This is a genomic window from Amycolatopsis sp. NPDC059657, assembly GCF_042734395.1.
Lineage (GTDB): Bacteria > Actinomycetota > Actinomycetes > Mycobacteriales > Pseudonocardiaceae > Amycolatopsis.
Genome location: NZ_JBHWEB010000097.1, coordinates 24,396 through 35,631, shown reverse-complemented (window position 1 = coordinate 35,631; position 11,236 = coordinate 24,396). Strand labels below are relative to the sequence as shown.

Annotated in this window: 10 protein-coding genes and 1 riboswitch; of the genes, 3 read left to right on the top strand and 7 right to left on the bottom strand. The window is 69.1% G+C overall.

Annotated features, from left to right (window positions below; all coding sequences use genetic code 11):
- Positions 1–189 precede the first annotated feature (189 nt).
- The gene (locus tag ACFV15_RS36245; protein WP_378356379.1) at positions 190–768 is read right to left on the bottom strand and encodes a Uma2 family endonuclease; all 579 of its coding nucleotides are present in this window, start codon (positions 766–768) and stop codon (positions 190–192) included.
- 125 nt (positions 769–893) lie between these two features.
- Complete coding sequence (lepA, locus tag ACFV15_RS36240) at positions 894–2,732, bottom strand: translation elongation factor 4 (protein ID WP_378356378.1); 1,839 nt, start codon at positions 2,730–2,732, stop codon at positions 894–896.
- 125 nt (positions 2,733–2,857) lie between these two features.
- On the opposite strand from lepA, the gene ACFV15_RS36235 reads away from it, so the two are divergent.
- Positions 2,858–3,430 carry a class I SAM-dependent methyltransferase gene (locus ACFV15_RS36235; protein WP_378356377.1) on the top strand — a complete coding sequence of 191 codons (573 nt, stop codon included), beginning with the start codon at positions 2,858–2,860 and terminating at the stop codon, positions 3,428–3,430.
- Here ACFV15_RS36235 and ACFV15_RS36230 read toward each other — a convergent pair.
- Positions 3,427–3,801 carry a VOC family protein gene (locus ACFV15_RS36230; RefSeq protein ID WP_378356375.1) on the bottom strand — a complete coding sequence of 125 codons (375 nt, stop codon included), beginning with the start codon at positions 3,799–3,801 and terminating at the stop codon, positions 3,427–3,429. The genes ACFV15_RS36235 and ACFV15_RS36230 overlap by 4 nt on opposite strands.
- A 23-nt stretch (positions 3,802–3,824) precedes the next feature.
- Positions 3,825–4,694 (bottom strand): EamA family transporter, encoded by an 870-nt coding sequence (locus ACFV15_RS36225; RefSeq protein WP_378356373.1) that lies wholly within the window; start codon positions 4,692–4,694, stop codon positions 3,825–3,827.
- Positions 4,695–4,859: 165 nt separating this feature from the next.
- Here ACFV15_RS36225 and rpsT point away from each other — a divergent pair, with 165 nt between their 5' ends.
- Positions 4,860–5,120 carry a 30S ribosomal protein S20 gene (gene rpsT, locus ACFV15_RS36220; protein ID WP_378356371.1) on the top strand — a complete coding sequence of 87 codons (261 nt, stop codon included), beginning with the start codon at positions 4,860–4,862 and terminating at the stop codon, positions 5,118–5,120.
- A gap of 299 nt (positions 5,121–5,419) precedes the next feature.
- Here rpsT and holA read toward each other — a convergent pair whose 3' ends face one another.
- Positions 5,420–6,400: a DNA polymerase III subunit delta gene (holA, locus tag ACFV15_RS36215; RefSeq protein ID WP_378356369.1), complete on the bottom strand. Its 981-nt coding sequence runs from the start codon at positions 6,398–6,400 to the stop codon at positions 5,420–5,422.
- A 134-nt stretch (positions 6,401–6,534) separates the two neighbouring features.
- A riboswitch (SAM riboswitch) is annotated at positions 6,535–6,668 on the top strand.
- Between the two features lie 11 nt (positions 6,669–6,679).
- Between holA and thrC the strand changes: the two genes are divergently transcribed.
- Positions 6,680–7,954, top strand: coding sequence for a threonine synthase (gene thrC / locus ACFV15_RS36210; RefSeq protein ID WP_378356367.1), 1,275 nt, complete (start codon positions 6,680–6,682; stop codon positions 7,952–7,954).
- Between the two features lies 1 nt (position 7,955).
- On the opposite strand, the gene ACFV15_RS36205 is transcribed toward thrC, so the two are convergent.
- Together ACFV15_RS36205 and ACFV15_RS36200 are read right to left on the bottom strand one after the other, a co-directional pair.
- Positions 7,956–10,349 (bottom strand): ComEC/Rec2 family competence protein, encoded by a 2,394-nt coding sequence (locus tag ACFV15_RS36205; protein WP_378356366.1) that lies wholly within the window; start codon positions 10,347–10,349, stop codon positions 7,956–7,958.
- Positions 10,346–11,098 (bottom strand): helix-hairpin-helix domain-containing protein, encoded by a 753-nt coding sequence (locus ACFV15_RS36200; protein ID WP_378356364.1) that lies wholly within the window; start codon positions 11,096–11,098, stop codon positions 10,346–10,348. The genes ACFV15_RS36205 and ACFV15_RS36200 overlap by 4 nt, the downstream gene beginning before the upstream one ends.
- Between the last annotated feature and the right edge of the window lie 138 nt (positions 11,099–11,236).

Below are 11,236 nucleotides of genomic sequence, written 5' to 3'. Positions count from 1 at the left end.
CGCAAAAACGGCATCCACATCCTGACCGCACTCCACAACGCCATCACCGGCAACCCCTGGCTACCAACCAACCCAGCAACCACCTGACTAGTTACGCCGACGGCTAGAACCGTCGGCAACACTCACGACCTCGGCTAGGAGCGCACTGCGATATGCGTATGGCCACAAACATGCTCAAATCGTGGAAGATCACTCCGCGGCGAGCCTCCCGAGCAGATCATTCGGCACCACGCGCACGGCGAACGGCCGGATCGCCGCGAACGGCTCATCGGCCGCCGCCTTTGCCGCCTGTTGATAAATGCCTTCGTCATTCAGCTCGAAAGCGGTCAGCGCGGGCTCGTCCGGATCGATCACCCAATAGCTGCGCACACCAAGGCGTTGGTAGAGGGCCTTCTTGGTGTTCAGGTCATGCAGCGCGGTGCTCGGCGAAAGCACCTCGACCGCGAGTACCGGCGCGGTGGGCAGGTTCTTCTCCGTGAACTCGTTCTCCCAGCCCACCAGCAGATCCGGCTGCAACTCGACCTTTTCCCCTGACCGCACGGCGAACGGCGCGGCGATGACGTCGAACTGTGGCGGGCAGGCGGCTTCGAGCACTCCGTAAAGACGCGCGGAGATCTTCTGATGTCTTCGCCCAGGCGCGGGGCTCACCAGCAGGGTCCCGTCGATGAGCTCGTAACGCCGTCCATCGTCCGGCAGTCCCTCCAGGTCGTGCACCGTCATCGGGCCCGGCCTGGGTGGCAGGAACTGGCTTTCCGTCATGACTGTCATGGTGCTCTCCTTCTTTTGCTTTGACCAGAGCACACCACGATGCACCGACAAGAACGGGAGAGCTGGGAGGGAAGCACGAAAAAGGTCCCCCGAAAGAGTGATCGGGGGACCTTTGCGGAGAACGGCTACTTCTTGCCCTTGTTCTCGTCCGTGGACAGCGCGGCGACGAAGGCTTCCTGCGGAACCTCAACGCGGCCAACGGTTTTCATCCGCTTCTTGCCTTCCTTCTGCTTTTCCAGCAGCTTGCGCTTACGCGAGATGTCACCGCCGTAACATTTCGCGAGCACGTCCTTGCGAATGGCGCGGATCGTTTCACGGGCGATGATCCTGGCACCGATGGCCGCCTGGATCGGCACCTCGAACTGCTGGCGCGGAATGAGTTCGCGAAGGCGCGTGGCCATCCGGTTCCCGTACGCGTAGGCGGCTTCCTTGTGCACGATCGCGGAAAACGCGTCGACCGCTTCGCCCTGCAGGAGGATGTCGACCTTGACGAGCTCGGAAGGCTGCTCGCCTGCCTCTTCGTAGTCCAGCGACGCGTAGCCGCGGGTGCGCGACTTGAGTGTGTCGAAGAAGTCGAAGATGATTTCGGCGAGGGGCAGGTTGTAGCGCAGCTCGACGCGGTCCTCGGACAGGTAGTCCATGCCGAGCAGGTTGCCGCGCTTGGTCTGGCACAGCTCCATGACGGTGCCGATGAACTCCGACGGCGTCAGGATGCTCACCTTGGAGACCGGCTCGTGCACCTCGGAGATCTTGAGACCGCCGGGCCAGTCGGACGGGTTGGTCACGATGACCTCGGTGCCGTCCTCGAGCACGACGCGGTAGACCACGTTCGGCGCGGTGGAGATGAGGTCGAGCCCGAACTCGCGCTCGAGGCGGTCGCGGGTGATCTCCAGGTGCAGCAGGCCGAGGAAGCCACAGCGGAAGCCGAAGCCCAGCGCCACCGAGGTTTCCGGCTCGTAGGTCAGCGCCGCGTCGTTCAGCTGGAGCTTGTCGAGCGCCTCACGCAGCTCGGGGTAGTCCGAGCCGTCCACCGGATACAGTCCGGAGTAGACCATCGGCTTCGGCTCGCGGTATCCGGCCAGCGCCTGCTTCGCGCCGTGACGCTCGGAGGTGACCGTGTCACCGACCTTCGACTGGCGGACGTCCTTCACGCCGGTGATGAGGTAACCGACCTCGCCGACGCCGAGTCCCTTGCTGGGCTTGGGTTCCGGCGAGATGATGCCGACTTCCAGCAGCTCGTGCGTGGCGCCGGTGGACATCATCTTGATGCGCTCGCGCGGGGTGATCTTGCCGTCCACGACCCGGATGTAGGTGACGACACCGCGGTAGGTGTCGTAGACCGAGTCGAAGATCATCGCGCGGGCGGGCGCGTCGGCGTCGCCCTGCGGGGCGGGAACCTGCTTGACGACCGCGTCGAGGAGCGCGCCGACACCGACACCCGTCTTCGCCGAGACGCGCAGCACGTCGTCCGGCTCGCAGCCGATGATGTGCGCGATCTCGGCCGCGTACTTGTCCGGGTCGGCGGAGGGCAGGTCGATCTTGTTCAGCACCGGGATGATCGTGAGGTTGTTCTCGAGCGCGAGGTACAGGTTCGCGAGCGTCTGCGCCTCGATGCCCTGCGCGGCGTCGACCAGCAGTACCGCGCCTTCACACGCTTCGAGCGCGCGGGAGACCTCGTAGGTGAAGTCGACGTGGCCGGGGGTGTCGATCATGTGCAGGACGAAGTCCTCGCCGTCGACCTGCCAGGGCAGCCGCACGTTCTGGGCCTTGATCGTGATGCCGCGCTCGCGCTCGATGTCCATGCGGTCGAGGTACTGCGCGCGCATGGCCCGTTCTTCGACCACGCCGGTGAGCTGCAGCATGCGATCGGCCAAGGTCGACTTGCCGTGGTCGATGTGCGCGATGATGCAGAAGTTCCGGATCTGTGCCGGGGGCGTGAAGGTCGTGTCGGCGAACGTCGTCAACGGGTTTCCTCGCGAAGGTCGGGGTGTGCCACCTCTATGGTCCCATGCCGCTCCGGGTGCGATTGGGGGTCATCCCCGATGCGTGACCGCCGCGTCCATGATGACCTCGATATATGACTGATTCCATGACCGAAATGCTGGACAGGGCCTTCGGACATCCCCGTGGCCTGCTGGGCAGGATCGGCGCGCTGCTGATGACGCACGGCAACGGGCCGACCGAACACCACATCGCCGAAGTGGCCAAGCTCACCCCCGAGGACAGCGTTCTCGTCGTCGGGCCGGGCCCTGGCGTCGGGCTCGAGGCGGCGGCGAAACGCGCCGGGCGAGTGATCGGCGTCGATCCGTCCGAGGAGATGCTCGGCCTGTGCCGCGAGCGCTGCGGCGATACCGTCGAGCTGCGGAAAGGCACCGCGGAGGACACCGGCGAAGACGACTCGTCCGTCGACGTGGTGCTGAGCGTGAACAACGTGCTCCTCTGGGAGGACCGGGCGGCGGGCATCGCCGAGCTGTTCCGCGTGCTCAAGCCGGGTGGACGGCTGGTGCTGTCCACACACGAGAAGTGGCTGCCGGTGTCGCGGCACGTGCTGGCCGAAGAGCTGGAGACCGCCGGGTTCGTCGACGCGCAGACGTGGACGTGGGAACCGCCGGGTTTCGGAGCCGCGCTCGCCGCTCAGCTTCGCGCTCGTAAGCCGCTTTAACGAAGATCGGTCCTCAGAGGATGCCCTGAGGGGATTTCCACCAGGAAGATCTTGTGGCCGTCGGGGTCGGAGAGCCACGCCTCGTACAGGCCCCACGGCTCGACCCGGGCTTCACGGTCCGGCTGGAGCCCCTTCGCCGCCAGCTCGCGCAGCACCGCGTCGAGATCGCGCACCTGCAGCCAGAGGCTCACAGCGGGGCTCGGGCCCCCGTCGCCGCTGCCGACGATCTCCAGGAAGCCCTGGCCCAGGAAGAACACGGTGCCGCCGGGGAACTCGTAGTAGATCGCCAGGCCCAGGATGTCGCGGTAGAACGCGATCGAGGCCTCGTGATCCTGGGGCCGCACCAGTATCCGGCTGCTCAGCACGTCCATGTGCTCATCAGTACCGGATCGGCTCAGGCGATCGCAATCGCGGCGATGCCTGCCAGCACGATCACCGAGCCCGCCAGCCTGCGGACGGCGTTCGCCTCACCCAGCACGAGCCACGCGGCCAAGCCGCCGAGCACGATGCTGAGCTCACGGGCGGGTGCGACGAGGCTCACCGGCGCGATCCGCATGGCGTAGAGCACCAGCAGGTAGGCGACGGGGGAGAGCAAGCCCACGATCAGCACTTCCTTGCGATGCGCACGCCACAGGCGGACGGTTTCGGACCGGCGCCTGAGCGCGTGCGGTGCCAGGAGCGCGCTCTGCAGCACCGAGCCGAGCACGAAGTAGACGACCGGCGGCACCTCGAGGTTCTTGACCGAATGCGCGTCCCACAGCGTGTAGCCGGCGATGACTACGCCGGTGAGCAGGCCGTAGAAGACGCCGTTGCGCCGTGCGACCGGGTCATGGTGCTCCCCCGGGCGCCCGGTGCTGATCACGAGCACACCCGCCACCACCAGCAGCGCGCCGAGCAGCCCGACGAGACCTGGTCGTTCATGCAGGAAGACCACGGCGGCGACCACCGACACCAGCGGCCCGGTGCCCCTGGCCAGCGGATAGACCACGGAGAGGTCTCCCGCGTCATAGCCGCGTTGGAGCACGATGCCGTACGCGACGTGCAGCACGGCCGAACCGAGCGACGCGAGCAGCCAGCTCCACTGTGGACGCTCGGATTCCGTGCACAGCAAGAAGATCGCGACAGGCAGGAAGGCGACGGCCGAGGTGGTGTAATAGAGGAAGACGAACGCGGCACCGCCGTCGCCGACCCGCTTCGCGGCCAGGTTCCACAGCGCGTGCACCAGCGCGGCGACGAGGACGAGGCCGAGCGCGGTGCCGTTCACTGATGATCACCCTACGCGGGGGGCCTGACCAGGCTGCAAGCGCTTTTTTCCGTCCTGTTAGTCTTATTGCTCGTTGCCGTGTGGCATTCCGTCATGGAGGAAACCGGGTCTCCCGGGCCACTACGACGCGGCAGCGAACACCGGAAATGATCAAGGAGCGCCCGCGTGGCCAACATCAAGTCCCAGATCAAGCGCATCACCACCAACGAGAAGGCCCGCCAGCGCAACGTGGCGATCAAGTCCTCGGTGAAGACCGCGATCCGCAAGTTCCGCGAGGCCGCCGACGCCGGTGACAAGGACAAGGCCCTCGAGGCCCAGCGTGACGCCGCCAAGAAGCTCGACAAGGCCGTCACCAAGGGTGTCCTGCACGCCAACCAGGCCGCGAACAAGAAGTCGGCGATCGCCAAGCGCGCCAACTCGCTCTGACGCACTGGTTTTCTGAAGTTTCTCGCTGGGCCCCGCCGTTCATTCGGCGGGGCCCGGCGTTTTTTGTACCCAAGGCTTGAGGGGCGTGGCCGAGGCCCGCACACGGGGGCGGACGCAGGCGGACGGCACGCGTCCCTGATCGGACGACACGCGTTCGCGGACGGACGACACGCGTACCCAGATGGACATCATGCGTACCTGGATGGACGACACGCGTGCCTGGGGAGTCGGCACGCGTGCCCGGGGAGTCGGCACGCGTGCCCGGGGAGTCGGGAAGCGCGAGTGGGCCGGTGGCGGGGTCAGGCGTCGGACTTGGCTGCGGCGACCTGGAGGACGGCTCGTTCGAGGGCGTAGTTGGCGTCGGCTGCGGCGCCTTTGACGTCGGCGTTGAGGCGGGCGACTATGCGCATGGCGTTGGCCAGGCCCGCCTGGTTCCAGCCTCGGGCTTGGCCCTGGGCTTTGCGGATCTTCCAGGGGGGCATGCCGAGTTCGCCCGCCATCTGGTTGGGGTTGCCGCGGCCCGCGCCGGAAACGCGGGCGATGGTGCGGACCGCGTCGGCGAGCGCGTCGGCGACGAGGACGTGGGGCACGCCGAGCTGCATGGCCCAGCGGAGAGACTCGAGTGCCGCCGCGCGGTCGCCGGAGACCGCCTTTTCGGCGACGGCGAAGCCCGTGACGTCGGCGCGGCCGCGGTGGTAGCGGCGGACCGCCGCCTCGTCGACCTTGCCGCCGGAGTCGGCCACCAGCTGGGAAGCCGCTGACGAGAGCTCGCGCAGATCCGAGCCGACCGCGTCCATGAGCGCGACCAGGCCCGCCGCGTCGATCTTGCCGCCGGCGAGGCGGACTTCGTTGCGTACGAACGATTCCCGCTCGGCGGGCTTGGTGAGCTTCGGGCACTCGGTGATCACCGCGCCCGCCTTGCGCAGTGCCGCGGGCAGCGCCTTGGCCGCCTTGCTGCGGCCGCCGCCGGTGGTCACGACGACGAGCACGATGCCGTCGGCAGGGTTCTTCAGGTACGCGAGCACGGCGTCCGAGATCTCCTGCGAGATGTCCTGCGCCTGCTCCAGCACGATGACCCGGCCCTCGCTGAAGAGCGAGGGGCTGACCATCTCGGCGAGCACCGGTGCTGTGAGTTCGGACACGCGCATCCGGGTGATGTCGGCCGTCGGATCCGCGGCGCGCGAGACCTCGAGCGTCGCCTTCACGGCACGCTCGATGAGCAGTTCCTCCTCCCCGAGCACGAGATGGAGCGGCGGCGGGGAGGCTGCTGACGCGGTCACGGTGACGATCCTGCCACTAGGCCCGGTGATCTTCCGGACGGCTCCACCGGTGGGTACCGGTAGCCCGAGCTGATCGCCATGTCGTACGGTGTTACCCGAGGCGGTGCTGACGCAGCACGCCGACAATCGAATACCGCTCATCCAGAGGGGCAGAGGGAACGGCCCGACGAAGCCCCGGCAACCGGCGTACAGCCTGTCATTCCGCGTTCGCGGGATAGCTGACGATCACGGTGCCAATTCCGGCCCGCTTCGGCGGGGCAGATGAGGAAGGACCTCGCGATGACAGCAACCCTCGGCACGACTTCCACCACCACCAAGCGCACCCCGGACCTGGGCCGGGCCGTCGAGCTGGTGTCGAAGGAAGAGGGTCACCGTCAGCCACTCGCCCCCGAGTTCGTCTCCGCGGAGGACTTCTCCCCGCTCGAGGTCGCTTACGACTTCGGCAAGATCCGCCGCGAGGACATCGAATCCGGCCCCAAGAACATCTGGCGCTACAAGCACCTCCTCCCGGTCCCCTCGAACGTCGAGGAGATCCCCAACACCGAGCCCGGCGGCACCCGCCTGATCGAGGCGCGCAACCTCGCCAAGGCGCTGGGCGTGCGCAAGCTCTGGGTGAAGGACGACACCGGCAACCCGACGCACTCCTTCAAGGACCGCGTCGTCGCGGTGGCGCTGGCCGCCGCCCGCGAGTTCGGGTTCACCACGCTGTGCTGTCCGTCGACCGGCAACCTGGCCAACGCCGTCGCGGCCGCCGCGGCCCGCGCGGGCTGGGACTCGGTCGTGCTCATCCCGAAGACGTTGGAAAAGGCCAAAATCCTCACCACCGCCGTGTACGACGGCGCGCTGATCGCGGTCGACGGCAACTACGACGACGTGAACCGGCTGGCGACCCAGCTCGCCGCCGAGAACGAGACCTGGGCGTTCGTCAACGTGAACGTGCGGCCGTATTACTCGGAAGGTTCCAAGACACTCGCCTTCGAGGTCGCGGAGCAGCTGGGCTGGCGCATCCCCGAGCAGATCGTGGTGCCGATCGCTTCGGGCTCCCAGCTGACCAAGGTGGACAAGGGTTTCCGTGAGTTCGGGCAGCTCGGCCTGGTCGAGGCGAGCCCGTACAAGGTGTTCGGCGCGCAGGCCACCGGCTGCTCGCCGGTCTCGGCCGCCTTCCGCGCGGGCCACGACACGGTGCAGCCGGTCAAGCCGAACACCATCGCCCGCTCGCTGGCGATCGGCAACCCGGCCGACGGCCCGTACGTGCTCGACGTGGTCAACCGCACGGGCGGCGCGATCGAGGACGTCAGCGACGAAGAGGTGGTCGAGGGCATCCGCCTGCTCGCCCGCACCGAGGGCATCTTCACCGAGACCGCCGGTGGCGTCACCGTGGCCACGGCGAAGAAGCTCATCGAGACCGGCAAGCTGGACCCGGACGCCGAGACCGTGCTGCTCATCACCGGCGACGGCCTCAAGACCCTCGACGCCGTCGAAGGCAAGATCGGCCCGCTGGCCACCGTGCCCGCCTCCGCCGACGCCGTCCGCGAAGCCCTCAGCAAGCGCTGATTCACGGTCCTGGGCCCCGGCGGCGAGAAACCGCCGGGCCGCCCTGATCAGCGAGCACGGCCACGTCCCCGTCGGTGTCGGTTCTGGTCACCAGTGCGCCCACCGCGGCCAATGTGTCCAAAGTGGACTTCGCGGGATGGCCGTATCGGTTGCCCGCGCCCACACTGACCATCGCGACGCGGGGAGCGACGGCGGCGAGGAACTGTGGCAGCGAGTAGCGCGAGCCGTGGTGCGGAACCTTGAGCACGTCGGCGCGTAACGCGTCGCCGTTCTCCAGCAGATCCGCTTGGGCTGCCAGTTCCACGTCGCCGGTCAGCAGCACCTTGCCCGCCGGGGTTCGAGCCAGCAGCACGACCGAGGCGTTGTTGATCGCCGTGCCGTCCTGCTGGTCGGCACCGCGCTGGGTGACGTAGTGCGGGCCCAGCACGTCGATCGCGAGCCCTGGCCAGTCCAGCCGCTGCCCGATGGCGAGTTCGGCGAGCGGAATTCCGTGCCGTCGCGTGGTTTCCTCGACCTGGCGCCAGGCCCAGCCAGGCGCTCGGCCCGGTCCGACGGCCACCGCGCCGACCGAGCGGCCTTCGAACACCGACGCGAGCCCGCCGATGTGGTCGGCGTGCAGATGACTGATGATCACGAGCGGAATCCTTTCCACGCCAAGCCTTTTCAGGCATTCGTCGACCGGGCCCGGTTCCGGGCCGGTGTCGATCACCACCGCGCGGCCCGGCTCGGCCGTCGCCAGCACCACCGCGTCCCCCTGCCCGACATCGCAGGTGACCATGGCCCAGTTCGACGGCGGCCACGACGGCGCGACCAGCCGTGGTGGCACGAACACCAGCAGCACCACGACCAAGAGCGCCGCCAGCGCGATCCGTGACTTCCGGCGCCGGAGCACCAGCCACATCGCCAGCAGGACCACCACCGCGAGCACGCCACCCGCCCAGCCGCCAGGCCACGGGACGATCGCGCCGGGCGCACGGGCCGCATGCCTCGCGACGGCGATCAGCCAATTCGCTTCCGGCTCGGCCAGCATGACCAGCACATGCGCCGCACCAGGCCAGAAGACCGCCACGACCGTCGCGAACACGGTGAGCACGGTCGCGGGCGCGACGACCGGCGCCGCGACCACGTTGGCCACCACCGACACCAGGCTGAGCCGACCGGCCATGCCCGCCAGCACCGGCGCCGTCACGACGAACGCGGCGAGCGGCACCATCAGCCCGGCGGCGAGCCCGGCGGGCACGCCGCGCCTGGTCAGCACCTCGGCCCAGCGTGGCGCCAGCAGCACCAGCCCCGCCGTGGCGAGCACCGACAGCGCGAACCCGAGGTTCACCGCCATGGCCGGGTCGTAGACCACCAGCCCGCACACGGCGACCGACAGGGCCGACAGCACCGAACCCGACCTGCCGAGCGCCAGCGCGAGCAGGCCTATGCCGCCCATCACCCCGGCTCGCAGCACACTCGGGTCCGGCCCGGCGAGCACCACGAACCCGGCCAGCGCCGCGCCGGCCGCCACGGCGGAGAACCGTGGCCCGAGCCGGAAAGCCCGCAGCAGCACCAGAACCGCACCGCACACGATCGCGACGTTGCTCCCGCTGACGGCGGTCAGATGCGTCATCCCCGCGGTGAGGAACTCGCGTTCCACCCGCGGCGACAACGCACCCGTGTCGCCGATCGCCAGCCCCGGCAGCAGACCGGCGGCTTCTTCGGACAGGCCTTGGCATGCCGTTCTGAGCCCGGCTCGCATCGTCTCGGCCACCCGCTGCCACCAGGGCGCGGCGCCCACCTCCGCCGGCGGCCCGCGCACCGACACCACGGCGACCGTGAGCGCGGTGTCCTGCGTCGACGGCGCGAGCACGCCGGTGGCGGTCACCCGCTGGCCTGGCAGCAGGTCCAGCCAGCCCGCCGCCGACGCGATCAGCAGCACCCGCCCGGTCGAGCGCACCGGACGCCCGGCGACCTCGACCCGCTCGAGTTCCGCCGCCAGCAGCACCGACCGGGTGCCCGCCCGCATGCCCGCGAATCCCGGGCCGCGGATCGGCCGCGGCCGATCGATCAGCATCACCCCGGCCACCACGGTTTCACCACGGGCCGCGAGCGGGCGGACCGCGTCCTCCTCCGCGCGGAGCAGCCGGATCGCGAGCGGGCCCGCCATCACGAGGCCGCACACGAGCACGGCCACGGCCGCCGCGCGGAAGGTCGGATCGCGACCCCGGAACCTGGTGAGTACCACGATCGCGGCCACCGCGGACAGCGCACCGGAGACCAGCGCCATCCACCAGCCGAACATCGCGCCCGCGATGGCGCCCAGCCAGATCGAGATCGCCGCCGGGGCCAGCCTGAGGTCGTGCTGGGCTTCCGTCTTTTCGGGTATGGCCCAGCGCTTCGCAGGCCTCATGACACGGCCACCTGATCACGCAGCTTCGAGAATTTCCCTTCTCCTATGCCATCCACGTCGCGCAGTTGCTCGACCGAGGTGAACCGGCCGTGCTTCGCGCGCCAGTCGAGGATGCGCTTCGCCATCACCGGGCCGACGCCGGTCAAGGTGTCCAGCTGCTCGGCCGTCGCGGTGTTGAGGTCGACCTTGGCGGGCGCGCCGTCCGCAGGCACAGCGCCGGCCTGCACTCCGGCACCGACCGCGATCTGCTCGCCGTCGGCGAGCTTGCGCGCCAGGTTGAGACCGGTGAGGTCGACGCCGGGCGACGGGCCGCCCGCTTTGGCGACCGCGTCGGCGACGCGCGCTCCCGCGGGCACCGTGACCAGGCCGGGAGTGGCCACCTTGCCGACCACGCTGACCACCAGCTCCGGCGGCGGGGCCACCACGGCCTTCGCCGCGACCGGGCTCGCGGACGGCAACGCGGGCGGACTCTCGTGCGGCTCGGGATCACCGAGCAGCACGACGCTGGTGAGCACGACACTCACCACGCCCGCGAGCGCGGCGGCGACCGCGAGCCGCCGACGGCGGACCGAGCCGGGGGCACCGGCCACCGAAGCGGGTAGCCACCGCTCGGCCAGCCTGCTCAAGGGTGTCCCGCGTGCGGGATGGATTCGGGTTTCCTGGTCCGCCGCCTCGGCTTTCGCCGAGGCTTGCGCGGCCAGCTGGACCAACTGGGGTGAGCCCGGTTCACGGGCGGATGGGTCGAACACACGATCGACGTTAGGAGGCCGGGGGTGGGCGGGGCCAGTGAGGATGGGGGGAGCTGTGGATAAGTGGGTCGATGTGGACAAGTCGGGGAGGGACGGGGCGCGGGCGGGGGTTTTTGTCGGGGTGGTGTGCTATACGAG

Coding starts and splice junctions, on each gene's coding strand:
- ACFV15_RS36245 (WP_378356379.1), bottom strand. CDS start 768: ATGACAGTCATGACGGAAAGCCAGTTCCTGCCACCCAGGCCGGGCCCG.
- ACFV15_RS36235 (WP_378356377.1), top strand. CDS start 2,858: ATGACCGAAATGCTGGACAGGGCCTTCGGACATCCCCGTGGCCTGCTG.
- ACFV15_RS36230 (WP_378356375.1), bottom strand. CDS start 3,801: ATGGACGTGCTGAGCAGCCGGATACTGGTGCGGCCCCAGGATCACGAG.
- thrC (WP_378356367.1), top strand. CDS start 6,680: ATGACAGCAACCCTCGGCACGACTTCCACCACCACCAAGCGCACCCCG.
- ACFV15_RS36205 (WP_378356366.1), bottom strand. CDS start 10,349: ATGAGGCCTGCGAAGCGCTGGGCCATACCCGAAAAGACGGAAGCCCAG.